The organism is Janibacter hoylei PVAS-1, from assembly GCF_000297495.1.
Lineage (GTDB): Bacteria > Actinomycetota > Actinomycetes > Actinomycetales > Dermatophilaceae > Janibacter > Janibacter hoylei.
In genome coordinates this window covers 1-25,251 of sequence record NZ_ALWX01000057.1, presented here as the reverse complement: position 1 = coordinate 25,251, position 25,251 = coordinate 1, and the positions used below count along the sequence as shown (strand labels likewise).

Genomic DNA, 25,251 nt, shown 5'->3' with positions numbered 1-25,251 from the left:
GGACGACTGCGGCCCGGTCTGGGGCTGGTCGCCGGACGACGTCGGGCCCGGGGGCTGGTCGGAGGGGTCGGCGGCGGGCGCCTCGCCCGGGCCGTCGCCGGGCTGGTCCCCGCCCTCCGGCTCGCCACCGTCGGGCTCCTCGCCACCACCCGGCGGGTCGTCCTCGGGCTCCTCGTCGAGCAGCCGGTCGAGCAGGTCCTCGTCGAGACCCGGCGCGTCGAAGGGAGCACGACGGCGGCGGTGGGGCAGGGAGAGCAGCGCCGCGGCCCGGATGTCCTCGCGGGTCACGTGGTCGCGCCCCTCCCACGCGGCGTGCGCCGCAGCGGTGCGGGCGGTGACGATGTCGGCGCGCATGCCGTCGACGTCGAAGCCGGCGCACACCCGCGCGATGGTCCGCAGGGTCCGCTCGTCGAGCGCGACCCGGCGCACCGCCTCGCGGGCGGCGGCCAGGCGCTGGGTCAGCTCGGCCTCGGCGTCGGCGAAGCGGGCCGCGAAGCCCGCCGGGTCGAGGTCGGCCTCGAGCCGGCGACGCACGACCTCGGCGCGCACATGGGGGTCGCGGCTCGCGGCGACGTGGACGGTCAGGCCGAAGCGGTCGAGCAGCTGCGGGCGCAGCTCGCCCTCCTCGGGGTTCATCGTGCCGACGAGGGTGATCTGCGCCGGGTGCGAGATCGAGACACCGTCGCGCTCGACCGTGTTGCGCCCCATCGCGGCAGCGTCGAGCAGCACGTCGACGAGGTGGTCGTGCAGGAGGTTGACCTCGTCGACGTAGAGGATGCCGCGGTGGGCCTCGGCGAGCAGACCGGGCTGATAGGCCGCCTCGCCGTCCCCGAGCGCCCGGCGCAGGTCGAGGGAGCCGACGACGCGGTCCTCGGTCGCGCCGACCGGCAGCTCGACGAGGCGGGCCGGGCGGGTCGTGGCCGCGTCCTCGTGGGGGCCGTCGGGGCAGTCCTCGTCGCGGTCGGGGTCGCAGCCGAAGCGGCACTCGCTCGCCACCCGCTGCTCGGGCAGGACCGAGGCGAGGGCGCGGACGGCGGTCGACTTGGCGGTGCCCTTCTCACCGCGGACGAGGACGCCGCCGATCTCGGGCGAGATCGCGCTCAGCAGCAGCGCCGACGTCAACTCGTCGGCACCGACGAGCGCGGTGAAGGGGAAGGTGGGGGGTCCGGGACCCGGTGCGGCTCACAGTGGCGGCCTCCTGGCGAGTGTCCACGCTCGCCGTCCGACGACATCGACGCGGGTTCGCGACGACGGGCACCGACCGAGTGTCTGGCTCGGGCCGCGTGGGCCGTGACAGTGGCGGGACCGCTCCGGAGTTGCACCGGATTCCTCGGGGGAGTGCCTGGGCGCGATCCTCTCACAGGAGGGCGAGGCCCTAGGGTGGGCGTCCGTGATCGAGGTCGTGGGTATCGGGGACGACGGGTGGTCCGGTCTGGACGAGGCCCGACGCGCCCTCATCAGCGGTGCTGCGACCCTCGTCGGGGGCGGCCGTCACCTCGACCTCGTCGCCCCCCACGCACCCGAGGCGCAGCTCGTGCCCTGGCCCAGCCCCCTTCGCCCGGCGCTGCCCGCCCTCGTCGAGGCGCACCCCGACGCCGTCGTCCTCGCCAGCGGTGACCCGCTGCGCTCCGGCATCGCCACGACCCTGGTCGAGCTCGTCGGCGCCGACCGCGTGCGCGTCCACCCCGCCATCGGCAGCGATGCCCTCGCCCGCGCCCGTCAGGGGTGGTCCGCCGAGGAGACCGTCGTCGTCACGACCGTCGGGCGCGACATACGCGCGGTCCTGCCCCACCTGGCCCCCGGCGCGCGACTCGTCGTCCTCCTCTCCGGGGGCGGCGACCCGGCTCGGCTCGGCGCACTGCTCACCGAGCACGGTTGGGGCGCAAGCATGCTCACCGCCCGCTGGCACCTTGGCAGCCCCGACGAGGGCGCTCGCTCCGAGCGCGCCGACGGCTTCGCCGGGGCCACCCCCGACCTCGTGCTCGCCTGCCTCGACGTGCGCGCCGACGACCCCGCGGCGACTGCCGCGACCGCCGGAGCGGTCCCGGGGCGCCCCGAGGACTTCATCGACCACGACGGCCAGCTGACCAAGCGCGACATGCGGGCGAGCGGTCTGGCCCGACTGCGACCCACCCCCGGAGCCCACCTGTGGGACCTCGGTGCCGGCAACGGCTCCGTCGCCCTCGAGTGGTGCCTCGCCGCCGACCGCGCCACCGTCACCTGCGTGGAGCGCGACGCGACCCGCGCCCAGCGCATCCGCGACAACGCAGCCGCCCTCGGCCTCGCCGGCCGCGTCGACGTCGTCGTCGGCGACACCGGCAGCACCGACCTGGCGATGCTGCCGACGCCCGACGCGATCTTCGTCGGCGGCGGGCTCGACCCCGACCTGCTCGACCGGGCCTGGTCCTCCCTTCGCCCCGGCGGACGCCTCGTCGCGCACGCCGTGACGCTCGAGGGGGACGCCGCGCTCATCGGCCGGCACGCCCGCACCGGCGGCGAGCTCACCCGCCTGTCCGTGGAGCGGGCCGTCCCGCTCGGTCGCTTCCTGTCGTGGACCCCTGCCCGCACCGTCACCCAGCTCGCCGCGATCCGCACCGACTCCGAGGACCCGACATGACCGTTCACTTCATCGGCGCCGGCCCCGGTGCCGCCGACCTGCTGACGATCCGCGCGACCCGCCTGCTCGCGGCGAGCCCGGTCTGCCTCTACGCCGGGACCTACCTCGATGCCGCCGTCCTCGAGCACTGCCCCGACGGCGCGCGGCTCGTCGACACCCAGGACCTCGACCTCGACGGGATCACCGCCGAGCTCGTCGCCGCGCACGAGCGGGGCGAGGACGTCGCCCGGCTGTGCTCCGGCGACCCGAGCGTCTACTCCGCGATCGCCGAGCAGACCCGCCGGCTCGACGCCTCCGGCGTGCCGTGGGACATCACGCCCGGCATCGCCGCCTACGCCGCGACCGCCGCCCGGCTCGGCCGCGAGCTCACCGTGCCCGAGGTCGCCCAGTCGGTCGTGCTCACCCGCGCCCAGCGGGACTCGACGGCCATGCCGTCGGGGGAGTCGCTCGAGGCCTTCGCCGCGACCGGTGCGACCCTCGTGCTGCACCTGGCGATCCGCCGCGCCCGCGAGCTCGCCGACCGGCTCGCCGAGCACTACGGCGCCGACTGCCCCGTCGCCGTGGCCTACCGGGTCGAGCAGCCCGAGGAGATCGTCCTGCGCGGCACCCTCGCCGACATCGCCGCCCAGGTCGAGGCGCACGACCTGCGGCAGGCCGCGATCATCGTCGTCGGGTGGGCCCTGCAGGCCGAGGGCTTCGTCGAATCGCACCTCTACTCCTGCCGCCGCGCGGCCGAGCGCGAGGAGCGGACGGCAGCAGACATCCCGGGCGGGCTTCGCTAGTCTCGGCCCCAGCCATCGCCTCCACCTGGAGGAACCCGGTGAGAGTCCGGGACGGTCGCGCCACTGTGAGCGGGTCTTCCGCGAGTCAGGAACTCCGGGGCGAGGGCTGCAGCGGCCGGACGCGTCATCCGGCCAGAGAGAGATTGCGCTGATGCACATCGCCGAGGGCTTCCTGCCACCGGTCCACGCCGCCGCGTGGACTGCTGTCGCCGCCCCCTTCGTCATCCACGGCACCCGCAGTGCCGCCCGCATCGTGCGGGACAACCCGAGCGCCAGGCTGCTGCTCGGGGCCGCGGGCGCCTTCACCTTCGTCATGTCGGCGATCAAGCTGCCGTCGGTCACCGGGTCCAGCTCCCACCCGACCGGCACCGGCGTCGGCGCGATCATCTTCCGGCCACCGGTCATGGCCCTGCTCGGCACGATCGTCCTGCTCTTCCAGGCGCTGCTCCTCGCGCACGGCGGCCTGACGACGCTCGGGGCCAATGTCTTCTCGATGGCGGTCGTCGGGCCCTGGGTCGGCTACGGGCTCTTCCGGCTGCTGGCCGCCGCGCCCTTCATGGTGCGGGTCTTCGTCGGCGTGGCCGTGGCCGACCTCGCCACCTACGTGACGACCGCGACGCAGCTCGCGCTCGCCTACCCGGAGGGCGGCTTCGTCGAGGCTTGGGGTCGCTTCCTCGGGATCTTCGCGGTGACCCAGGTGCCCCTGGCGATCGTCGAGGGCCTCGTCGGGGTCTTGCTGATCAACGCGCTCATCGCCTGGGCGCGCCCCGAGATGGAGGACCTCGAGGTCGTCCCCGCCGAGACCAAGGAGCCTGCCCGTGCGTGATTCCACCCAGACCCTCGGGCGACGCGGCATCGCCCTCGTCCTCGCCGCCGTCGTCCTCCTGCTGGCCGTCGCCCTCTACCTCGGTGGCCGCGCCGCCGCGGGGGAGGAGGAGGCCTTCGGTGGCACCGATGCCGCCGCCACCGAGCAGCTCGAGGAGGCCGGCCACGAGCCGTGGTTCGAGCCCCTCATGCCGCCGGCCGGTGGCGAGATCGAGTCCGGTCTCTTCGCCCTGCAGGCGGGCCTCGGCGGGCTGGCGCTCGGCTACGTCTTCGGCCGGCTCAAGGGGCGCGACGCCACCCGGACCGGGACGGCTGACCGCACGTCATGAGGCTCACCCTCGACGACGCGGCGTGGTCCTCCCCGTGGCGGACCCGCTCGAGGCTGGAGAAGTCCCTGCTCTGCCTGGGGCTGCTCCTCGTCGCCGCGACGACGACCTCGCTCGTCGTCGCGGGCCTCGTCGGGGTGTGCGCCGTGGGCCTCGCCGCCGTGGCCCGGGTCCCGGCGCGGGTCTGGTGCCACGCGATGGCCGGGCCCGCCGTCTTCATCGCCATCGGCGCCGTGACGATCGCGGTGACCTTCGGTGGGGGTGACCTCGTGAGGTGGGGTCCGGTCGGTGTCGACGAAGGGAGTGCCTCCCGGGCCCTCCTCGTCGTCTCCCGGGCCCTCGCCGCGACGAGCGCGACGGTCCTGCTGGCCGCGACCACGCCGATGGTCGACCTGCTCGCCGGGCTGCGCCGGGCGCGGGTGCCCGAGGTGGCCGTCGACGTCGCCGCGGTGACCTACCGGATGATCTTCGCCCTGCTCGACGCCGCGTCGGCGATCCGCGCCGCTCAGGCCGGTCGGCTGGGCTACGCGAGCGGTCGGACCGCGCGACGCTCGGTCGGCCAACTGTGCGCCGCCGTGCTCGTCGCCGCGTGGGACAAGGCCCGCAGGCTGGAGGACGGGCTGGCCGGTCGTGGTGGAGTCGCTGCCGTGCCGCTCGTGCCTGCCCGGGCCGTGTCGACCCCCTTCGTCCTGGCGGCCGGAGCACTCGTCGTCGGGCTGGCCGGGCTGTCGCTGCGGGCGGGACTGTCATGACGCACCGCCTCGGGTCGTGGACCCCACCCGACGACGCCGACACCGCGCTCGCGCTGCGCGGCGTGCACGCCGGCTACCCCGGCACCCCGGGCGTGCTCGACTGCGTGAGCGTGACGATCGGTGCGGGCCGGCGCACCGCGATCCTCGGGGCCAACGGGTCGGGCAAGACGACGCTGCTGCGGGTGCTCTCCGGCGCGCACGCGCCAGCCGAGGGCTCGGTCGTCTCCGGCGGGGAGGTCCTGCGGCACACTCGGCGCGGGCTGACCGCCCACCGGCAGCGGGTGCAGCTGGTCATGCAGGACCCCGACGACCAGCTCTTCAGCGCCGACGTCCGCAGCGACATCGGCTACGGCCCGACCAACCTGGGTCTCGGCGCCGCCGAGACCGCCTCGCGGGTCGACGAGGCGCTCGCGGTGCTCTCGCTCGAGGAGCTCGCCGACCGGCCGGTCCACCGGCTCTCCTTCGGTCAGCGCAAGCGGGTCGCCGTCGCCGGAGCGCTCGCGATGCACCCGCAGGTGCTGCTCCTCGACGAGCCGACGGCTGGCCTCGACCCTGCGGGCGTCGAGGAGATGCTCGCCGCGGTCGCGGCCCTCGAGGCGCACGGCACGACGGTGGTGCTGTCGACTCACGACGTCGACCTCGCCTGGCGCTGGGCCGATGAGGTCGCTCTGGTGGTCGACCACGTCGTCCACCAGGGCGAGGTGACCGATGCGCTCACCGACGTCGACCTCGTCGAGGCTGCGCGGCTGCGTCCACCGTGGTCGGTGCAGCTGCTGCGCGAGTTGGGGATCGAGCCGGCCGCGGTCGGCTGGCCCCGCACGCCCGGCGAGGTGGCGGGGTGCCTCACCCGCCTCGAGATTTCCGGGTGACCCGATAATCCCCGGCTTAGCATGAGTACCGGACTCTTGCGAAGTCGGGGTTTCTCTTGCTGAGCGGCCGCTTCAGCCCTCGCGGGCCGCCAGGATCTGCTCGCGCAGGATGTCGGCGTGGCCCGCGTGCTGGGCGAGCTCGCGCAGCACGTGCACGAGGACCCAGCGAAGGGGGAGCGGCCCTCGGCGGTTGCCGGTCACCACGTCGTCGAGGTCGAGCCCGACGATCGCTGCCCGGCTGTCGCTGCACGCCAGGCGGTGGGCCGCGACGGCGGAGGCGATCGTGTCCTCGGCGGTCAGCGCGAAGGACGCGTCGGGTGACGCGGGGATGCCGATCTCGGCGCGGGTGCGACCGTGGACGCCTTCGTCGAACCACACCCGCTCGACGAAGGTGGCGTGCTTGACCAGCCCGAGCAGGGTCGTGCGCGACGGCACGAGTCGACGCCGCGCCTCGTCCTCCGTCAGGTCGTCGAGGCAGCGACCCAGCATCGCCCGGTGCTCGTCGACGAAGGCGAGCAGCTGCTCGCGTGCCGACGCGTCGAAGGGGACCTCATGCTGGAAGGGCGGCAGGTTCACCCCACGACGGTAGCGTCGGGCGGTCTCACCCCTCGCCATAGATCTCGCCGCCCCGTCGACCTCGCCGGCTCGCCGCGGCTCCGGGCCGACGACCTCGAAGACCATCGCCGGGAACTGTCCGTCGCGCTCCACCCGCTCGCGGCGCAGCCGCAGGCGGCGGAGGAACGTGGCGCCGGCGCCCAGGACGAGGGGCGTCTGGTGGACCCACACCTTGTCGAGCAGGCCGGCATCGGCGAACTGACCGGCCAGGCCGCCGCCGACGACCCACACGTCCTTGTCGACGGCCGCCTCGGTTGCGGCGGCGTGCAGCTCGCGGTGCACCCACGCATAGGTGTTGGCCACGCAGATGACGGCCCCAGCGTGACGGGCGCCACCGACACCGATGCCGCACGACGAGGCGCGGTTACGCTCCCTTCGTCCCCGCTCGAGACCACCCCCGAGGACCCACGCATGAACCGCGTCCCCCGCATCCTGTGGACCGTCGCCACCGCCAAGCGGCGCGGCAGGGTCGCCCCCGGCGAGGTCGCCGTGCTACCGCTGCGGGTGCTGCCCAACGACATCGACTTCGCGTGGCACATGAACAACGGCGTCTACTTCACGATGGCCGACCTCGGGCGCATCGACCTGGCGATCCGCTCCGGGTGGGGCCTGGCGCAGGTCCGCAAGCGGGTGGCGGCGGTCGTCATGCAGGAGACGATGACCTTCCGCAGCTCGCTGCAGCCGCTGCAGGCCTACGAGCTGCACACCGTGATCGCCGGGTGGGACCGCGTCAGCGTCTTCTTCGAGCAGCGCTTCGTCACCGACGGCCAGGTGAGCGCGCAAGCGCTGGTGCGCATGCGCTTCCTCCAGCGGGGCAAGGGCGTCGACACCGACCGGCTGTGGCCGATGCTCGGGATCGCGCCGCCGCCCAGCCACGTGCCGGACTGGGCGAAGGGGTGGGGCGACGGCACCCGGCTGCCCTCGCCGCGCGAGGACGCGCCGGCAGGACCGCCGCCCTTCTGGGGGTGAGGTCAGGCCCTAGCCGACCGACCGCGGAGTCCACACCCGGCCGTCGTCGGTGACCCGGGTCGTCGAGGCGCCGATGACGACGAGGCAGCCCATGTCGACGGCCTCGACATCGAGCTCGCCGAGCGTCGTCACCCAGGACGACTCCTCGTCGCGGCCGACGTGGCGCGCGACGACGACGACGCGGTCCGGGCCGACCGCTTCGACGAGCAGGTCACGGGCGGCGCCGAGGGTGTCCGGGCGGGAGCGGGAGCGCGGGTTGTAGAGGGCGATCGAGATGTCGTTCGTCGCCAGCGCGGTCAGCCGCGCGGCGAGGACGTCCCACGGCTTGAGGTTGTCGCTGAGGTTGACCAGGGCGTGGTCGCCGCCGAGGACGGCACCGACGAGGGCGCTCGCCGCGTGGGCCGCGGTGACGCCCGGCACGACGTCGACCGGCACGTCGGCGTAGCCGGGGTCGTCGGACAGGGCCGCCTCGCGCGACTCGAAGAGCGCCGTCGCCATGCCGAAGACCCCGGCGTCACCACCCGAGACGAGGGCGACGTCCGCGCCCTCGCGGGCCAGGTCGAGCGCCAGACGGCCGCGGTCAAGCTCGACGGAGTTGCCGGAGGCGTGGCGGGTCAGGCCCTCGCGCTGCGGCACCCGGGCGACGTAGGGCGCGTAGCCGACGACGTGGTCGACCCGGGCGAGCACCTCGCTCGCCTGCGGAGTCAGCCAGTGGTCCGGCCCCGGCCCGAGCCCGACGACGTGGACGGTGCCGACGGACGAAGGGGAGGGCTCGCCCCCTTCGTCGGGGGCGCCCGCCGTCAGCCGAGCGAAGTCCGCGGCCCGCCCGGCGGCGTCGTCGCGCAGCCCCTCGCCGGGGACCACGACGAGGGACATGTAGGGCACGCGACCTTCGTCGACCTCGGCAGCCGGCATGACGAGCTCACCCGGGTAGGACGCGCGCTCGACGTAGACGGCACGCTCGAGCATCCCTGCCTGGCGCAGGGCCTCGCGGACCCCGGCGAAGGTGCGGCCGAGCTTCATGATGATCGCCGCGTCGGTGTCGGCCAGACGCCGGGCGAGCTCGGGCACGGGCAGGGTGCCGGGCAGGACGGTGAGGGTGTCCTCGTGCCGGCACAGGCCGGTCGCGACCGCGGCGGTGGCGGCGGACAGCGAGGTGATCCCGGGGACGACCTCGGTGGGGTAGCGCGGACTCAGCCGGTCATGGACGTACATGAAGGAGCCGAAGAAGAGCGGGTCGCCGATGGCGAGGACGACGACGCTGCGGCCGGCAGCGAGGTGGGCCTCGAGCCGGTCGCAGCACTCGTCGTAGAAGTCGGCGAGGGCCCCGTAGTAGCCGCGAGGGTGGTCGGTGAAGCCGGTCGTCACCGGGTAGCGCAGCTCTTCCTCGATGGCGCCATCGGGGATGAGGTCGGCGGCGATGGAGCGCGCGAGCGACTGCTTGCCGGCGCCCGCGTGGTAGGCGATGACGTCGGCGTCACGGATGAGCCGCGCGGCCTTGAGGGTGATGAGCTCGGGGTCGCCGGGACCGATGCCGACGCCGTAGAAGCGCCCGGTGGTCGTCTCGTCGCTCATGCCAGCTCGTCCGGGTGGGCGAGGGCGTTGAGGGCGGCGGCGGCCATCGCGGACCCACCGCGGCGGCCGTGGACGACGAGCCAGGGGATCGGGCCGCCGGTCAGGTCGTGCTCGGCGAGGGCCACCTTGGACTCCGCGGACCCGACGAAGCCGACCGGCATGCCGACGATCGCCGCCGGTCGGGGGGCACCGTCGTGGAGCAGCTCGAGCAGGTGGAAGAGGGCGGTCGGGGCATTGCCGATCGCGACGACCGCGCCCTCGAGGCGCTCGCCCCACAGGGAGACCGCGGCGGCTGCGCGGGTCGTGCCCCACTGGGCGGCGAGGTCGGGCACCTGCGGCTCGCGCAGCGTGCAGATCACCTCGTTGTCGGCGGGCAGACGGCGGCGGGTGACGCCCTGCGCGAGCATGTTGCTGTCGGTGAGGATCGGCGCGCCGGCGACGAGCGCGGCGTGGGCGGCAGCGGCGACCTCGGGGTGGCCGGCGATCTCGCTCGTGATGCCGACGTCACCGGCGGCGTGGATGATCCGCACGGCAGCGCCGTGGAGGTCCGCGGGCAGACGGCTGAGGTCGGCCTCGTCGCGGATCATCCCGAAGGAACGGCGGTAGATCTCCTGCCCGTCGGTGACGTAGTCGTACCGGCGAGGCGGTTGGCGAAGGGGGTTCATCAGGCCTTCTCGTGTTGTGCCGCAACGACATCCGCTGCGCTGATGGGGTTGAGGGCGGTCGCGTGCGTGCGGGCGGGGTGGCCGCACGAGCGCTCGCAGCCGATGACGTGCACGGCCGGTCCGGTGACGTCGACGAAGGGGGCGGCCTCCCTGGCGAGGTCGCGCGTGCGGGTTGTCGTCCGCGCGCACGAGGGCGCCCCGGCGCAGGCGGTGAGGACGGTCCAGGGGGAGTCGGCGGTCGTGGCGAAGCCGGCCGCCGCGAGCACCTCGGCCCGTGCCGCCCCACCCGGCACGATGACCGAGCGCCAGGGCGTGATGCAGAGCTTCCCCTCGAGCCCCGCCACCATGGCCGGCGTCAGCAGCCCCAGCGGCACGAGGGCCACGAGGTCCTCGCCAACCGGTCCGGGCGCCGGTGGCTCACCCGCGAGCACGTCGAAGGGGAGTCCCCCCGGCAGCAGGTCGGTCCGGGTCGCGTCGGGCAGGTCGCGGATGTTCCAGGTCCGGTCGTCGGTGCGGGCGGCGAGGAAGCGACGGGCCACGTCGAGGGCGGCGGCAGCAGCAGCCTCGCGGGGGACGGTGATCGCCCGGTCCGCGGCGAGGAGGGTGGCTTCGAGGCTCGTTCCTCGCACCTCAGCCAGCGGGGAGGTGACGATCGCGACGTCCCAGGGTTCCCCGAGGACAGCACCACCGGGCTCGGCGACGGCGAGGAGGAAGCGCCCCGGCAACTCGGCCAGCCCGGGGTCCGCGAGCAGTCCCTCGTCGAGCGCGGTCACGAGGTCGTCGAGTCCGGCATGCGGGTCGGCGACGATGTTGCGCGCCTTGTCGTGCGGCCCGGAGGGGACGAGTCCGAGGTCGTCGATCGCCGTGATGAGCTCACGGGGGAGCGGGTCGGGCAGGCCGCGCAGCTGCAGGCTGCCCCGCGAGGTGAGCGTGATGGCCGGGTTGCCGAATCGCTGTGCGAGAGAAGAGATCTCGCGCAAGGTGGACGCGTCGACCCGACCGCCGGGGATGCGCAGGCGCACCATCGCCCCGTCCGCCGAGACGAAGGGGGTGAGCAACCCCGGGCAGCGGTCGGCGCCGCTGCGGGAGGGCGTCGGTGTGCTCACGGCAGGGCAGCCTACGCGGCCCCGGTAGGCTGCCGGACAACCGAGCAGCGCGGAACCCGGTGCAAGTCCGGGACGGTCCCGCCACTGTGAGCGAAGCCCACTTCGCGAGTCAGACACGCCCTGCCGGCCGGCCCGCACGAGACCGTGCGGGTCACTCCCTTCGAACCGCGGGGCGCGGACCCCCGCCAAGGAGCCCACGACGTGACCACCGTCGCCCTGCTGTCCACCTCCGACACCGACCTGCTGAGCGCGCGCAGCGCCGGCGTCGACTATGTCGTCGGCAACCCGGCCCGCCTCACCGACGAGCAGATCGCCGAGCGCGTCGCCCGCGCCGACGTCGTCGTCGTCCGCTACCTCGGCTCGCCGCAGGGGCTGTGGGAGGGCTTCGCCGACCTGCGCAGCGCCAGCGCACCGCTCGTCGTCCTCGGCGGCACACAGGAGCCCGACGCGGCGCTCATGGAGCTGTCGACGGTGCCGCCCGGCACCGCGGCGGAGGCCCACCGCTACCTCGCCGAAGGGGGCCCGGCCAACCTCGCGCAGCTGCACGCCTTCCTCGGCGACACGCTCCTGCTCACCGGTGAGGGCTTCGAGGCGCCGCAGGCGCTGCCCCAGTGGGGTGTCCTCGACCGCGACGAGCCGGCCGCCCTCGACGCAGCCGGCGGCGATGTCCGGCGCCCGCGGGTTGGTGTCCTCATCTACCGGGCCCAGTACGCCGCCGGCAACACCGACTACGCGCACGCGCTCGCCGACGCGATCGACGCCGCCGGCGGGCAGGGCGTCGTCATCCACTCGGCCTCGCTGCGCGACGCGCCCGACGGCCTGCTCGAGCACCTCGGCACCCTCGACGCGCTCGTGACGACCGTGCTCGCGGCCGGCGGCACCAAGCCCGCCACCGCCTCGGCCGGCGAGGACGACGAGGCCTGGGACGTGGAGAGGCTCGCCGCCCTCGACATCCCGATCCTCCAGGGCCTGTGCCTCACCTGGGGCCGCGCCGACTGGGAGGAGTCCGACGACGGCATGAGCCCGCTCGACGTCGCGACCCAGGTCGCCGTCCCCGAGTTCGACGGTCGGCTCATCACGGTCGCCTTCTCCTTCAAGGAGTTCGACGACGAGGGCCTGCCGCACTACGTCGCCGACCCCGAGCGCGCCGCCCGCGTCGCCGGCATCGCGGTCAACCACGCTCGCCTGCGGTCCACGCCGGTCGCCGAGCGCAGGATCGCCGTCGTCCTCTCGGCCTACCCGACGAAGCACTCCCGCCTGGGCAACGCCGTCGGCCTCGACACCCCGGTCTCGACGATCCGGCTGCTGCGCGCGATGCGCGAGGCGGGCTACGACCTCGGCGAGGGCTTCGTCGGGATGGACCTGCTCCCTCCGGTCGAGGGCGAGGCCCCCGACACGACGTCGGGCAATGCCCTGATCCACGAGCTCATCGCCGCCGGCGGGCAGGACGAGGAGTGGCTCACCCAGGAGCAGGTCGAGGGCGCGCAGGTGCGCATCCCAGCCGCGCGGTACCGGGAGTGGTTCGACGCCCTCCCGGCCGACCTGCGCGAGGCGATGACCGAGCACTGGGGCGAGGCGCCCGGCGAGGTCTTCGTCGACACGACGACCGACGCCCAGGGCGAGATCGTCACCGCCGCCCTCGTCCGCGGCAACGTCGCGCTCCTCGTGCAGCCGCCCCGCGGTTTCGGTGAAAACCCGATCGCGATCTACCACGACCCCGACCTGCCGCCGACGCACCACTACCTCGCGACCTACCGCTGGATCGAGGAGGAGTTCGGCGCGCACGCCGTCGTCCACGTCGGCAAGCACGGCAACCTCGAGTGGCTCTCCGGCAAAAACCTGGCGATGTCCGCCTCCTGCGGCACCGACGCGGCCCTGGGCAACCTGCCGCTGATCTACCCCTTCCTCGTCAACGACCCCGGTGAGGGCACGCAGGCCAAGCGCCGTGCCCACGCGACGATCGTCGACCACCTCGTCCCGCCGATGGCCCGCGCCGAGTCCTACGGCGACATCGCCCGCCTCGAGCAGCTCCTCGACGAGTACGGCAACGTCTCGGTCATGGACCCGGCCAAGGCGCCGGCCCTGCGCGGCGAGATCTGGCAGCTGCTGCACGCGGCGCAGATGCACGTCGACCTCGGGCTGGGCGACGACGTCGACCTCGACGACGCCGACGGCTTCGACGACCTCGTCATGCACGTCGACGGCTGGCTCTGCGAGATCAAGGACGTCCAGATCCGCGACGGCCTGCACGTCCTCGGCCAGGCGCCGCAGGGCGAGGAACTCGTCAACCTCGTGCTCGCCGTCCTGCGCGCCGCGCAGGTGTTTTCCGGTCAGGTCGGGTCCGTCCCCGGTCTGCGGGCGGCGCTCGGCCTCGCCGAGGACGCCTCCACCACCGAGACCGATGCGGTCGAAGGGAGGGCCCGTCACCTCGTCGAGGCCCTCGCCGCCGCGGACTGGTCCGCCTCTGCCGCAGGCGATCTCGTCGCCGAGCACGAGCCGCAGCTCGACCCGGCGGCGGCCGCCGAGGTCACCCGGGTGCTGGAGTTCGCCGCGACGCAGGTCGTGCCGCGGCTCGCCGCGACCGAGCGCGAGCTGCCGATGGTGCTGCACGCCCTCGATGGCGGCTACATCCCTGCGGGGCCGAGCGGGTCCCCCCTTCGCGGCCTGGTCAACGTGCTGCCCACGGGGCGAAACTTCTACTCCGTCGACCCCAAGGCGATCCCCTCGCGGCTGGCCTACCAGACCGGCACGGCGATGGCCGACTCGCTCCTCGCCCGCTATCGCGAGGAGACCGGCGAGCTGCCGACCTCGGTCGGCCTGTCGATGTGGGGCACGTCGGCGATGCGCACCTCCGGCGACGACATCGGCGAGGTGCTCGCCCTGCTCGGCGTGACGCCGGTGTGGGACGAGCAGTCCCGCCGGGTCACCGGGCTCGAGCCGATCCCGCTCGCTGAGCTCGGCCGCCCACGCATCGACGTCACCGTGCGCATCTCGGGCTTCTTCCGCGATGCCTTCCCGCACGTCATCGCCCTCATCGACGACGCCGTCGCGCTCGTCGCTGGCCTCGACGAGTCGCCCGAGGACAACCACGTGCGCGCCCACACGATCGCCGACCTCGCCGAGCACGGTGACGAGCGGCGCTCTCGCACACGGATCTTCGGCTCCAAGCCGGGGTCCTACGGTGCGGGCATCCTCCAGGTCGTCGAGTCGGGCAACTGGCGCAGTGACGACGACCTCGCGCAGGTGTACACCGCGTGGGGTGGCTACGCCTACGGCCGCGACCTCGACGGCGCACCCGCCGCCGAGGACATGGAGCGCACCTACCGCCGCATCCAGGTCGCGGCCAAGAATGTCGACAACCGCGAGTCCGACATCCTCGACAGCGACGACTACTTCCAGTACCACGGCGGCATGGTCGCGACCGTCCGCGCGCTCACCGGCAGCGAGCCCAAGGCCTATGTCGGCGACTCGACCTCGCCCGACGCAGTGCGCACCCGCACCCTGCAGGAGGAGACCAACCGCGTCTTCCGCTCGCGCGTGGTCAACCCGCGGTGGATCTCGGCGATGCAGCGCCACGGCTACAAGGGCGCCTTCGAGCTCGCGGCGACCGTCGACTACCTCTTCGGCTTCGACGCGACGGCCGGCGTCGTCCACGACTGGATGTACGACCGGGTCGCCCGCGACTACGTGCTCGACGAGACCAACCAGGAGTTCATGCGTCGGGCCAACCCCTGGGCGCTGCGCGGCATCGTCGAGCGACTCACCGAGGCCGCCGACCGCGGCCTGTGGGAGGAGCCAGACCCCGAGGTCGTCCGTGCCATGCAGCAGGTCTACCTCGACGTCGAGGGGGACATGGAGGACAGCGAGTGACGAGCGGAGGGAGCGAGCCCCGATACGCCCGGCCGGTCCCGACGATCGGCGACACGAGCAGCGCGGCGCAGCGCCGGGACGACCCGACGGGCTGGGCCATGGGCGAGGCGGTCACCGAGGCCCTCGCCGCGGTCGTGGCCGGCCGTCGCGACATCCGTCGCTACCGGCCCGACGCAGTGCCCGAGGAGCTCATCACGGCCGTCCTCGAGGCCGGGCACCGGGCGCCGAGCGTCGGGCACTCGCAGCCCTGGCGCTTCGTCGTCGTCAGCGACCCGGCGACCCGTGACCGAGCCGCAGCGATGGCCGACAGGGCTCGGGTCGACCAGGCCGCACACCTGGCCTCGGAGCGCGCCGCGCGCATGCTCGACCTCAAGCTCGAAGGTCTGCGCGAGGCGCCCGTCGGCATCGTCGTCGCCTGCGACCGGCGCACTCCTGCAACGGGCGTGCTCGGCCGAGCGACCTTCCCCGACGCCGACCTGTGGTCCTGCGCGACCGCGATCGAAAACATGTGGCTCACCGCCCGCGCCCACGGTCTCGGCATGGGCTGGGTGACCCTCTTCGACCCCGACGAGCTCGCCGACCTGCTCGGTCTGCCCGAGGGCGTCGTCACCCTCGGCTGGCTCTGCCTCGGCTGGCCCGACGAGCGCCCGCCGTCGCCCGGCCTGGAGCGGGTCGCGTGGTCGAAGAAGACGCCGCTCGAGCAGGTCGTCCTGCACGACCGCTGGCCCGCGGACGAGGCCGCTCCGCAGCAGCCGGTCTCGCACCTGCGCGGTCCCGAGCCGACCCGGCTCGTCGGCGCGACCGACGCCGCCGACGAGCTGCTCTCGCCGCCCGAGTCGCTCGGCGTCCTCGACCGCGCGCTCAACCGCGTGCTCGCCGTGGGCGCCCAGGACGTCACCGGTGGCACCCTCGTGCTCGCCGGCGCCGACCACCCGGTGACCGGGCTCGGCGTCAGCGCCTTCCCGGCCACGACGACCCACGACGTGCTCGCCGCGACCGTCGCCGGCACCTCCCTCGGTGCCGCCACGGCGAAGGGAGCCGGACTCGCCGTCGTCGGTGTCGACGCCGGTGTGGCACAGGCGGTCCCGGGTGCGCACAAGACACGGCCCGCGGGGGAGCGGGGCGACCTCGCCACCACGGATGCGATGACGCTCGCCGACGTAGAGGCCTTGGTCGCCGCAGGGCGCGACATCGGTACCGGGGCCGCGGTCACCGGTCTCGTCTGCCTCGGCGAGGTCGGGGTCGGCAACACGACGGTCGCCGCCGCTCTGGCCTGCGCCCTCCTCGACCTCGAGCCGCAGGACGCGGTCGGCCTGGGCTCCGGCTCGGATGCCGACATGGTCGCGCGCAAGCGCGACGTCGTCGCCGCGGCGCTCGCCCGGACGCAGGGTGAGTCGGACCCCCTTCGCCTCCTCGCGATGGTCGGTGGGCCCGAGATCGCGCTGCTCACCGGAGTCACGCTCGGGGGCCGCGGCCGCCGGCGCACCGGTGGTGCTCGACGGCCTCGCCGGATCGCTGCCGGGCGTCATCGCCGCTCGTCTCGAGCCGGCCGCCCAGGCCTACCTGCTCGCCGGGCAGGTCAGCCGCGAGCGGGCCCACGCCCTCGTGCTGCGCGAGCTGGGCCTCGAGCCGCTGCTCGACCTGCGCCTGCGCGCCGGCGAAGGGGTCGGCGCCTGCCTCGCCGCCTCGATGCTGCTGCAGGGCCTGGCGGTCCGCCGCATCGCCGCCCGCACCCGCTGACCCCCGGTGGCTGAGGAGGTCGCTCTGCGACCGTCTCCCTGACCCCGGTGGCTGAGGAGGTCGCTCTGCGACCGTCTCCCTGACCCCGGTGGCTGAGGAGGTCGCTCTGCGACCGTCTCGAAGCCTCAGGCAGGCGTGAGCGCGTAGACGTCCATGACCCACCCGTGGGTCGCCCGCAGGTCCGCCCGCAGCTGCACGATCTCGTCGATGACGTCGGCCAGGCGCCCGGAGCGCAGCTCCTGCTGCGGCATGCCGACGTAGGCGCCCCAGTGGATCACCGTGTCGGGGTGGGTGGCGGCGAGCTCGCGGCAGTGCAGGTGCCCGTCGAGCATGACGACGACCGTGCCCAGGCCCAGCCCCGCGGCCTCGGCCGCACGCCACTCCTCGACGAGGCGGCGACCGGTCGTGATGTGGACCGGTTCGCCGACGCGGTGCAGCACGACGCCGTGCGCGGCGGCGAGGGTCTGGAAGGCCGAGATCCCCGGCAGCACCCGCACCCGTGTCGCGATCCGCTCGCCGATCGCGTCGACGACGCGGATCGTGCTGTCGTAGAAGGCCGGGTCGCCCCACACGAGGAAGCCGACGACCGCGTCGGCGGGCAGCTCGTCGATGATCCGCACGTAGGCGTCGGTGCGGGCGGCGTGCCAGTCGCGCACCCCCTGTGCGTACTCGGCGGAGTCGCGGTCGGCGTCCGGCCCGCGCTTCGGGTCCGGCACGGTGACGAACTCGTAGGCGTGGTCGGCGGGGATGAAGCGGTCGCAGATCGCCCGACGCACCGCGACGAGCTCGTCCTTGGCCCCGCCCTTGTCGGCCACGAGGAAGACGTCGACCTCGGCCAGTGCCGCGGCCGCCTCGGCGGTCACGTGCTCGGGCGAGCCGGCCCCGATGCCGATGACGTGGATGGTGCGAGCAGCGGTGTCTCTCAAGGCTTCTCCCGGGTGAGGTCGATGATCGCGTCGACGTCCACGTGCGTCTCGAGGGCATCGGCGAGGATGTCGATCATCCCCTCACGACGAGCGGCGAAGGGGGCCGCCCCCGGCTCCGCGGACCACCGCGCCCCGACCGTCGCGGCCACGTCGTCGAGCAGGGCCCGCCGGTAGTCGTCGCACTCCAGCGTGCCGTGCCAGATCGACCCGCGGACCGGCCCGACGGCGTGGCCGCCGGGGAAGTCCTCGCCGCCGGTCGGCTCGACGACGCCGTGGTGGATCTCGTAGCCCTCGACGTGGTGACCGCGCCAGGTCCCGATCGGGCGGGCGAGCACCTTGTCCTCGTGGAAGACGACCCGGCCGGGCAGCAGCCCGAGGCCCAGGACCGTTGCGGCAGAGGGGGTCTCGCTCCCTTCGTCGGGCGTGCTCTCGACCCCGTCGTCGACGATCTCGTCGAGGAGCATCTGGTAGCCGCCGCAGATCCCGAGCACGGGCGCGCCACGGCTGGCCCGCTCGAGGACGACGTCGGCGAGGCCGGTGCGGCGGAGCCAGGCGAGGTCGGAGGTCGTCGCGCGCGAGCCGGGCAGGACGACGAGGTCGGCCTCGCGCACGGCGTCGGAGTCCACCGTCACCCGCACGTCGACCCCGGGCTCGGCGGCGAGGGCGTCGACGTCGGTGCCGTTGGAGGTGCGGGGCAGGCGGACCACCGCGACCGACAGGCGACGGTCGGCGGGCACGCCGTCCGCGGCATCGCCCCACGCGCCCATCGAGAGCGAGTCCTCGGAGTCGAGCCACACGTCCTGCAGCCACGGCAGGACCCCGAGCGATGGCATGCCCGTGCGGTGGGTGATCTCGGCCAGCCCGGGCTCGAGCACCGACGCGTCGCCGCGGAACTTGTTGATGACGTAGGCCGCGAGCAGCGGCCGGTCCTCGTCGGAGACGAGCGCCCAGGTGCCGTAGAGCGCGGCGAGCACCCCGCCGCGGTCGATGTCGCCGACGAGCACTGTGGGCAGCGAAAAGCGTTGCGCCAGACCAAGGTTGACGTAGTCACCGGCCCGCAGGTTGATCTCGGCGGGTGAGCCGGCGCCCTCGCAGACGACGAGGTCGTGCTCGGCCGCCAGTTCCTCGTAGGCGGCGAAGGCCGCCTGCGCCAGGTGCGCACGCCCGGTCGCGTACTCGCCGGCGCGCAGCTCCCCAGCGGGGCGACCGCGGACGACGACGTGCGCACGGCGGTCGCTGCCCGGCTTGAGGAGCACGGGGTTCATCGCCGAGGTCGCCTCGACGCCGGCAGCCTGGGCCTGGAGGTACTGGGCGCGCCCGATCTCGGAGCCGTCGCGGCAGACCATCGAGTGGTTGGACATGTTCTGCGCCTTGTACGGCGCGACGGCCAGACCTCGTCGGGCCAGCGCGCGGCAGAGCCCCGTCACGACGAGCGACTTGCCCGCATCCGACGAGGTCCCGGTGATCAGGAGGCCGCTCACGAGCCGACACTCTACGGATCCCCACTACGGTGGCCACCGTGAGCCCGACGCGCGTGCACCTCATCCGTCACGGGCAGTCGACGTGGAACCGTGACGGACTCGTCCAGGGCGCCTACCGCGGTCGCAACCAGTCGGTGCTCACCGACGAGGGTCGCGCCCAAGCGGCACGTGCCGGTCTGGCCCTCGGCGCCCTGGTCGGCCCGCCCCGCCACGAGCACTCGCTCGACCTGTGGAGCAGCGACCTCATGCGCACGATGCAGACCGCGGAGATCATCTCCGTGGCGCTGCGGCCGATCCGCTGGATCGCGTCGGTGCGCAACGAGCCGGGGCTGCGCGAGCAGGCGCTCGGAGAGCTCGAGGGGGAGCGGACCGACGCCCTGCAGGCCCAGCCGGTCCCCGAGGGAGAGCACATCAGCGAGATCCGGTGGGGCGGTGGCGAGTCGATGCGCGACGTCTTCGAGCGGGTGGGTGACTGGTTCGCCCCGGCCCTCATCGAGCAGCCCGACCACCTCGTCGTCGTCAGCCACGAGCACACGATCCGCGCTGCGCTCGCCTGGTTGCGCTCGCGGTCCCACCGCGACATCGACTGGGACGAGCCGATCGACGCGGGCTCGGTCACCACGGTCGACGTCGTCGACTGACGCTCCGCGCCGCCGCGCCCACGTGGGTCCGTCAGCCGCAGGTCGGCAGCCGGTCCCCGACGTCGTTGACGTCACCTGGCGGCGATGATGTCGCTGGGGTGCCCGGAGCAGGGCCACCAGGTGGCATCAACGCCGCCACGCGGCACCAACGCCGCCACGGACGCGCCCAGTGGTCCGGCTGTGGACAACTCCACCGCTCGCGGGCGCCATCCCGGTCACGATGTGGCCATGCATCCGATCATCCGGGCCGCGCTCGACGCCGGCCGCGGCACGGCCACCGGTTCTGACCTCCTCCGGCGGGGAGCGAGTCGCCGCGACGTCGAGCGCGCTGTCGGCGCGGGCGACCTCGTGCGGGTCCGTCGCAACGCGCTCGTCGACGGTGAGCGGTGGCGGGAGACCAAACCGTGGCACCGACATGACCTGCGGCCACGAGCCGTGGCGCGGGCTCTCGGCAATGAGCCGCCACTGGTCCTCACCCACCACAGCGCACCCGCGGTGCGCGGCATCGAGGTCCACGGCGTCGACGACCGCGTGCACGTCGCGCGCATCGGGTCGGGACGCGGGCGCACCGACACGGGTCTGGCCGGCCACCGCCCTCTGGGCGCCTCACTCACCGCGACGCACCAGGGCCTGTTGACCGTCACCCCGACCGTGGCCTGCGTCCAGGTCGCCAGCCACTTCGGAGGGGAGGCAGGCCTGGTGAGCGCACACCATGCGCTGCACCAGGAGGTGATGACCCGCGCCGACTTCGACGGTGCGATGGCTGTCCTGGAGCCGTGGCGGTGGTCACGCGAGCCGGCCAAGATGCTGGCCCTCGCGGACGGCAGTGCCGAGTCCGGCGCGGAGTCCCGCACGCGATGGGCGCTGCGGACGCTGGGTCTGCGTCTGCCGACGCCCCAGGTGGAGATCTTCGACAGCAGGGGTGACTTCGTGGCGCGCGTCGACTTCCTCTACGAGGACATGAAGCTCGTCATCGAGGTCGACGGTCGCAAGAAGTACGAGAAGGCTCAGGACGTGTGGGACGAGAAGTTGCGGGAGGACCGTCTCCGGGCGCTGGGGTACGTCATCGTCAGACTGACGTGGGCTGACCTGGACGACCTGGCCGTCGTCCGCGGCAAGGTCCTGCGCGGCGTCGCCCTCGCCGCCTGACGGCGTTGGCGTCGCCCGGTCCCCCTTCTCCGGGCAACCCGGTGACGTCATCGACGACGGGTGACGTCAACGCTCCCAAGCGCCACCGTAGGAGGGCCTCAGTCGCCCAACGCCTTGACGAGCGCGATCGCGCGCGAGACCCGCTCGCCGTCACCGTCCTCGCTGGCCCAGACCGCATTGACCACCTCGCGCAGCGCGCTCACGGCCCGCACGAGGTCCTCGTCGAGCGCCGCCACGTCGCACACGACCTCGACGCGCCGCCGCACCGACCAGCGCAGCGAGGGGCCGGTGCCCATCTCCGCCCACCGGTTGGTGAGCAGCGGCGCGACCTCCCACGCGGGGTGGCCGACGAGCGGCTTGGGGTCGATCGCGACCCAGTCGGTGCCGTCGGACAGGACGTTGCCGTAGTGGAGGTCGCCATGGAGCAGCCGCTCACCACCGAGCGTCCCCAGCGAGCGAAGGGTGGACCTCGCCTGCTCGACGAAGCGCCGCGGGAGGGCCGCGGCGCCCCGGCGGTCGAGGTGCGCCCCCGCCCAGGGCACGAGCCTCGGCACCTGCGGCAGGGGAGTGACGTGCAGGTCGGCGTAGAGCCCGGCGACGACGCCGACGGCCTCCTCGTCCCACAGGTCGGTGAGGTCCTCGGTCGTCAGCCGCTCGAGCAGCAGCACCGAGCGGCGCGGGTCGGCCCGCAGCAGGCGCGCGGCGCCGCGTCCGCCCCACGCCCGCAACGCGAGGTGCTCGCCGTCGGCGTCCTCGTGCGGCCAGCCGAGCTTGAGCGCAGCCGGCCCTTCGGGGCCACGTACGGGCAGCACGAGCGCGCAGTGACCTGTCATCGGTGGGCCGTCGACGGTCAGCTCCCACTCGGGCAGGACCTCGGCGAGCAGGTGGGGGAGTCCGGCCACCCACGCGATGCCCGCGGGGCCCCCTTCGGCCTCGAGCGTCGCGATGTGCTCGGCGAAGGGCGCCGGCACGAGGGCCGCGGCGTCCTCGACCCTCACGACGGCTGCGCGCCGTCCCCGTAGAGCTCGGGGGACGGCTGGGGGAACTGGGTGCGGGAGACGCGCTCGGCAGCGACCATCCACTGCGTCGTCTCGAGAGCCGCGTTGCGGTCGTCGCCGAGGCGGGTCAGTCCGGCGGCGTAGGCGGCCTGCAGCCGGACGAAGCTCTCGGTCACCCAGTCGGTGCCCGCGCTGCCGGACAGGTCGTCAGGGCGCTCGTAGCCGAGGGTCACGGACCCGACGTCGTCGCCGGCGGCGGTCGTCTGGCGCACCTCGAGCTGGCGCAGCTCGCGCAGCGTCGTGAGCGTCCGCGTGCGGGACGTGCCGTCGGCGAGACGGCCGGCGACGACCGCCAGGGCGTAGCTCGTGGCGCGCGTCGCCTCGAGCGCGTCGGCGGCGACGTCGCCGGCCTGCCAGGCGGAGTCGCCGGAGGGCGTCCACAGGCGCGCCCTGGCCCCGATGGGGTCGGTGATGCGCAGGGTCGCGGTCAGCTGGCCGACGAGCCGGAGCAGCCCGGGCCCGCACTCGCGGACCGCGGCCTCGCAGGCGGCGGCCGTCTCGGCGTCGGTGTCCGGTGCCTGCGCCGCGTCGAGGACCCGCTCGGGCACGCCGGACTCGGCGAGGGCTGCACGCAGGCGGTCCGCCCGGGCGGTAGCGTGCTCGCCGTCGGCGCTCTCGAGAGTGCCGAGCATCGCGAGCAGGGCGGTCTCGCCGGGGATCGGCTCCCGCGTCGGGACGAAGGGGATGTCCGGCGCGTCGTCCTCGAGGCGCACCCCGCACCCCGTGAGTGCGCCGGTCGTCAGCGCGAGGGCACCGGTGAGCAGGAGGCGGCGGCTGGGTCGGGCGGACACGGTGTCGATCCTCGCATGCCACGACCGGCGCAGATCATCGCTAGAGTGGCGGGCCAGCACGGCAACTCCACACGGAAGGCTTCCCATGGTTCAGGAGCAGGACGTCCTCGCGCAGGTCTCCAGCGCATTGGGCGACGACTTCACCGTGGCGGGCGTGAGCGTGACGCCGGCCGGCAAGCGCCGGGTCGCGCGCATCACCGTCGAGCGACCGGTCGCCGAGGCCGTCGGCGACACGCCGATCGAGCCCCTGACCCTCGACGAGATCGCCGACGCGACGCGTCTGGTGAGCGACGCGCTCGACGACAGCGACGTCATGGGCAGCCAGCCGTACACCCTGGAGGTCAGCACCCCCGGCACCGACCGGGTGCTCACCGAGCCGATGCACTTCCGCCGCACCGTGGGCCGCCTCGTCGAGATGACGAAGGGCGACGGCACCCAGGTCACCGGTCGGGTCCTCGCGACGACCGCCGACGGCGTCGACCTGCACCTGGCGGGCACCAAGAAGCAGGCCCCCCGGACCGAGCACTTCCCCTTCGCCGACATCACCAAGGGCGTCGCCCAGGTGGAGTTCAACCGACCGAGCACGCCCGACGGCGACGACGACAAGGACTGACATGGACATCGACATCCACGCCCTCAAGGCCCTCGAGCGCGAGCGCGAGATCCCCTTCGACATCCTCGTCGACGCCATCGAGGCGGCGCTCCTCGGCGCCTACCACCGCACCGAGGGCGCGTACAAGAACGCGCGCGCCGAGCTCGGCCGCAAGGACGGGCACGTCGTCGTGTGGGCCCGCGAGGAGCACCTCCTCGAGGAGGAGGTCCCCGTCGAGGCCGCCGAGGGCGAGCCGACCCCGGTCGACGACGAGGGCAACCCGCTCATGCGCACCCGCACCCGTCGTGAGCTCGGCCCGGAGTTCGACGACACCCCGGACAACTTCGGTCGCGTCGCCGCGGCCACGGCCCGTCAGGTCATCACCCAGCGGATGCGTGACCTCGAGGACGAGGCGGTCCTCGGCGACTTCCGCGGTCGCGAGGGCGACATCGTCGCCGGCGTCATCCAGCAGAGCTCCAACCCGCGCAACGTCCTCGTGGACTTCGGCACGGTCGAAGGGGTCCTCCCTTCGGCCGAGCAGGTGCCCGGTGAGGTCTACAACCACGGCGACCGCATCCGCGTCTACGTCGTGTCGGTCAAGCGCGGCATGCGCGGGCCGGAGATCGGGCTCTCCCGCACCCACCCCAACCTCGTGCGCAAGCTCTTTGCCATGGAGGTCCCCGAGATCGCCGACGGCTCCGTCGAGATCGCGGCGCTGGCCCGCGAGGCCGGCCACCGCACCAAGATCGCCGTCCACTCCAAGATCCCTGGGCTCAACGCGAAGGGGGCCTGCATCGGTGCGATGGGTGCCCGCGTGCGCGCGGTGATGAGCCACCTGCAGGGGGAGAAGATCGACATCGTCGACTTCTCCGACGACCCGGAGAAGTTCATCGCCGCAGCCCTGTCGCCCTCCAAGGTCGAGTCGGTCACGGTCGTCGACCCCAAGCTGCGCTCGGCCCGCGTCGTCGTCCCCGACTACCAGCTCTCCCTCGCCATCGGCAAGGAGGGGCAGAACGCCCGTCTGGCGGCCAAGCTCACCGGCTGGCGCATCGACATCCGTCCGGACACCGCCCCCGGCACGAGCGAGGGCGTCGCCGTCCCCGGTCAGCCGGGCGCGTGATCGTCCCGACCGGACAGGCGCTAGACTGATGGAGTTCGACCGGACTGGACTCCAGTCCGACGACGTCGCCGCAGGACCGATCCGGACCTGCATCGGGTGTCGTGGACGGGATAGCCGGTCGACTCTGCTGCGCATCGTCGCGGTGACGGATGACCGAGGGGAGACCTCTGCCCAGCCCGATCCGCGCCGGCGCTTGCCGGGCCGTGGAGCATGGCTCCATCCCGACATCGCCTGCTTGGACCTCGCCGTCCGGCGGCGGGCCCTCTCCCGTGCCTTGCGGTGCCGGGTCGAGGTGACCGACGCCCTTCGTGCCTGGATCGAGGAGATGGCGCAGTCGTCTGCATCCGTACGTACAGCAACCGAGAGCGGGTTTGACGCTGATGAGCACCCGATGAGTACTCAGCAATGAGCATTCACCTCAACTGACGACGGTCCGCGCCTTCTCTCAGGTACGGACCAGAGAAGGAGAAACGTGGCCAAGGTCCGTGTCCACGAGCTCGCCAAGGAGCTCGGGGTTTCCAGCAAGGCCCTCCTCGCCCACCTGGGCGACATGGGGGAGTTCGTGAAGTCGGCGAGCTCGACGATCGAGGCGCCGGTCGTGCGTCGGGTGAAGGACAACCCGCCCGCCGCCGACCCCAAGGCGAAGAAGGCTGCCGCCAAGCCGGCCGCCACGCCCACCCCCGCCAAGCCCGGTCCCAAGGCTCCGACGAAGCCTGCCGAGCCGGAGGCCCCGGCCCCCGCTCCCGCGGCGAAGCCGACGCCCGGCCCGGCGGCCCCTGCGG

At 73.8% G+C, this 25,251-nt stretch carries 24 protein-coding genes, 1 pseudogene and 3 riboswitches; of the genes and pseudogenes, 16 read left to right on the top strand and 9 right to left on the bottom strand.

All coding sequences use genetic code 11. The features are described from left to right. Nucleotides 1-1,122: magnesium chelatase ATPase subunit I (locus B277_RS12095; protein WP_007928629.1), on the bottom strand; the 1,122-nt coding region annotated here is incomplete at its 3' end. Between the two features lie 141 nt (nt 1,123-1,263). Continuing rightward, a riboswitch (cobalamin riboswitch) is annotated at nt 1,264-1,332 on the bottom strand. A 58-nt stretch (nt 1,333-1,390) separates the two neighbouring features. On the opposite strand from B277_RS12095, the gene B277_RS12090 reads away from it, so the two are divergent. The 6 genes from B277_RS12090 (at nt 1,391) to B277_RS12065 (ending at nt 6,171) form a co-directional block, all read left to right on the top strand. Further along, nucleotides 1,391-2,617, top strand: a complete 1,227-nt coding sequence (locus B277_RS12090) for a bifunctional cobalt-precorrin-7 (C(5))-methyltransferase/cobalt-precorrin-6B (C(15))-methyltransferase (protein ID WP_007928626.1) — start codon at nt 1,391-1,393, stop codon at nt 2,615-2,617. Next, nucleotides 2,614-3,399 (top strand): precorrin-4 C(11)-methyltransferase, encoded by a 786-nt coding sequence (gene cobM, locus B277_RS12085; RefSeq protein ID WP_007928625.1) that lies wholly within the window; start codon nt 2,614-2,616, stop codon nt 3,397-3,399. The genes B277_RS12090 and cobM overlap by 4 nt, the downstream gene beginning before the upstream one ends. Before the next feature lie 28 nt (nt 3,400-3,427). Beyond that, nucleotides 3,428-3,494: riboswitch (cobalamin riboswitch) on the top strand. A 56-nt stretch (nt 3,495-3,550) separates the two neighbouring features. Then, a complete protein-coding gene (locus tag B277_RS12080; RefSeq protein ID WP_007928624.1) occupies nt 3,551-4,225 on the top strand; it encodes an energy-coupling factor ABC transporter permease in 675 nt (224 codons plus the stop codon). Next, a complete protein-coding gene (locus B277_RS12075) occupies nt 4,218-4,553 on the top strand; it encodes an energy-coupling factor ABC transporter substrate-binding protein (protein WP_007928623.1) in 336 nt (111 codons plus the stop codon). Before B277_RS12080 ends, B277_RS12075 begins: the two co-directional genes overlap by 8 nt. Continuing rightward, nucleotides 4,550-5,302 (top strand): cobalt ECF transporter T component CbiQ, encoded by a 753-nt coding sequence (gene cbiQ / locus B277_RS12070; protein ID WP_007928622.1) that lies wholly within the window; start codon nt 4,550-4,552, stop codon nt 5,300-5,302. The genes B277_RS12075 and cbiQ overlap by 4 nt, the downstream gene beginning before the upstream one ends. Beyond that, entirely contained in the window at nt 5,299-6,171 is an 873-nt protein-coding gene (locus tag B277_RS12065) for an energy-coupling factor ABC transporter ATP-binding protein (RefSeq protein ID WP_007928621.1), read from the top strand. The genes cbiQ and B277_RS12065 overlap by 4 nt, the downstream gene beginning before the upstream one ends. A 72-nt stretch (nt 6,172-6,243) precedes the next feature. Here the strand turns inward: B277_RS12065 and B277_RS18015 are convergent, their stop codons facing one another. Next, nucleotides 6,244-6,786 carry a DinB family protein gene (locus B277_RS18015; protein ID WP_083853773.1) on the bottom strand — a complete coding sequence of 181 codons (543 nt, stop codon included), beginning with the start codon at nt 6,784-6,786 and terminating at the stop codon, nt 6,244-6,246. Nucleotides 6,787-7,197: 411 nt separating this feature from the next. On the opposite strand from B277_RS18015, the gene B277_RS17595 reads away from it, so the two are divergent. Next, the gene (locus tag B277_RS17595; protein WP_007928618.1) at nt 7,198-7,755 is read left to right on the top strand and encodes an acyl-CoA thioesterase; all 558 of its coding nucleotides are present in this window, start codon (nt 7,198-7,200) and stop codon (nt 7,753-7,755) included. Between the two features lie 9 nt (nt 7,756-7,764). Here the strand turns inward: B277_RS17595 and B277_RS12050 are convergent, their stop codons facing one another. The 3 genes from B277_RS12050 to B277_RS12040 are packed head-to-tail and all read right to left on the bottom strand — an operon-like array spanning nt 7,765 to nt 11,101. Beyond that, nucleotides 7,765-9,330, bottom strand: a complete 1,566-nt coding sequence (locus tag B277_RS12050) for a precorrin-2 C(20)-methyltransferase (RefSeq protein ID WP_007928617.1) — start codon at nt 9,328-9,330, stop codon at nt 7,765-7,767. After that, a complete protein-coding gene (locus B277_RS12045; RefSeq protein WP_007928616.1) occupies nt 9,327-9,995 on the bottom strand; it encodes a precorrin-8X methylmutase in 669 nt (222 codons plus the stop codon). Before B277_RS12045 ends, B277_RS12050 begins: the two co-directional genes overlap by 4 nt. Then, nucleotides 9,995-11,101, bottom strand: a complete 1,107-nt coding sequence (locus B277_RS12040) for a hypothetical protein (protein ID WP_040881460.1) — start codon at nt 11,099-11,101, stop codon at nt 9,995-9,997. The genes B277_RS12045 and B277_RS12040 overlap by 1 nt, the downstream gene beginning before the upstream one ends. Nucleotides 11,102-11,152: 51 nt before the next feature. Then, nucleotides 11,153-11,218: riboswitch (cobalamin riboswitch) on the top strand. An 84-nt stretch (nt 11,219-11,302) separates the two neighbouring features. Between B277_RS12040 and cobN the strand changes: the two genes are divergently transcribed. From cobN to B277_RS19150, 3 genes and pseudogenes are all read left to right on the top strand, one after another. Continuing rightward, nucleotides 11,303-14,971: a cobaltochelatase subunit CobN gene (gene cobN, locus B277_RS12035; protein WP_007928614.1), complete on the top strand. Its 3,669-nt coding sequence runs from the start codon at nt 11,303-11,305 to the stop codon at nt 14,969-14,971. A gap of 98 nt (nt 14,972-15,069) precedes the next feature. Then, nucleotides 15,070-16,392: pseudogene (gene bluB, locus B277_RS12030) on the top strand (5,6-dimethylbenzimidazole synthase); the annotation flags it as partial. Then, the gene (locus tag B277_RS19150; protein WP_238539400.1) at nt 16,301-16,711 is read left to right on the top strand and encodes a nicotinate-nucleotide--dimethylbenzimidazole phosphoribosyltransferase; all 411 of its coding nucleotides are present in this window, start codon (nt 16,301-16,303) and stop codon (nt 16,709-16,711) included. The pseudogene bluB and the gene B277_RS19150, both read left to right, overlap by 92 nt. Nucleotides 16,712-16,836: 125 nt before the next feature. Here the strand turns inward: B277_RS19150 and cobF are convergent, their stop codons facing one another. Further along, a complete protein-coding gene (cobF, locus tag B277_RS12025; RefSeq protein WP_007928612.1) occupies nt 16,837-17,637 on the bottom strand; it encodes a precorrin-6A synthase (deacetylating) in 801 nt (266 codons plus the stop codon). Then, a complete protein-coding gene (locus tag B277_RS12020) occupies nt 17,634-19,118 on the bottom strand; it encodes a cobyric acid synthase (protein WP_007928611.1) in 1,485 nt (494 codons plus the stop codon). Before B277_RS12020 ends, cobF begins: the two co-directional genes overlap by 4 nt. Nucleotides 19,119-19,156: 38 nt before the next feature. Between B277_RS12020 and B277_RS12015 the strand changes: the two genes are divergently transcribed. Together B277_RS12015 and B277_RS12010 are read left to right on the top strand one after the other, a co-directional pair. Beyond that, nucleotides 19,157-19,759: a histidine phosphatase family protein gene (locus B277_RS12015; RefSeq protein WP_040881464.1), complete on the top strand. Its 603-nt coding sequence runs from the start codon at nt 19,157-19,159 to the stop codon at nt 19,757-19,759. Between the two features lie 228 nt (nt 19,760-19,987). Then, the gene (locus tag B277_RS12010; RefSeq protein WP_007928609.1) at nt 19,988-20,908 is read left to right on the top strand and encodes a type IV toxin-antitoxin system AbiEi family antitoxin domain-containing protein; all 921 of its coding nucleotides are present in this window, start codon (nt 19,988-19,990) and stop codon (nt 20,906-20,908) included. Nucleotides 20,909-21,006: 98 nt separating this feature from the next. Here the strand turns inward: B277_RS12010 and B277_RS12005 are convergent, their stop codons facing one another. Together B277_RS12005 and B277_RS18005 are read right to left on the bottom strand one after the other, a co-directional pair. Further along, nucleotides 21,007-21,906, bottom strand: a complete 900-nt coding sequence (locus tag B277_RS12005) for an aminoglycoside phosphotransferase family protein (RefSeq protein ID WP_007928608.1) — start codon at nt 21,904-21,906, stop codon at nt 21,007-21,009. Next, nucleotides 21,903-22,757, bottom strand: a complete 855-nt coding sequence (locus B277_RS18005; RefSeq protein ID WP_007928607.1) for a hypothetical protein — start codon at nt 22,755-22,757, stop codon at nt 21,903-21,905. The genes B277_RS12005 and B277_RS18005 overlap by 4 nt, the downstream gene beginning before the upstream one ends. 85 nt (nt 22,758-22,842) lie before the next feature. Between B277_RS18005 and B277_RS18000 the strand changes: the two genes are divergently transcribed. From B277_RS18000 to B277_RS11980, 4 genes are all read left to right on the top strand, one after another. After that, the gene (locus B277_RS18000; RefSeq protein WP_007928606.1) at nt 22,843-23,370 is read left to right on the top strand and encodes a ribosome maturation factor RimP; all 528 of its coding nucleotides are present in this window, start codon (nt 22,843-22,845) and stop codon (nt 23,368-23,370) included. A 1-nt stretch (nt 23,371) separates the two neighbouring features. Continuing rightward, complete coding sequence (nusA, locus tag B277_RS11990) at nt 23,372-24,469, top strand: transcription termination factor NusA (protein ID WP_007928605.1); 1,098 nt, start codon at nt 23,372-23,374, stop codon at nt 24,467-24,469. Nucleotides 24,470-24,497: 28 nt separating this feature from the next. Further along, nucleotides 24,498-24,878, top strand: a complete 381-nt coding sequence (locus B277_RS11985; RefSeq protein ID WP_007928604.1) for a YlxR family protein — start codon at nt 24,498-24,500, stop codon at nt 24,876-24,878. 63 nt (nt 24,879-24,941) lie between these two features. After that, nucleotides 24,942-25,251 (top strand): translation initiation factor IF-2 N-terminal domain-containing protein (locus B277_RS11980; RefSeq protein WP_007928603.1); only part of this gene is annotated, 310 nt, incomplete at its 3' end.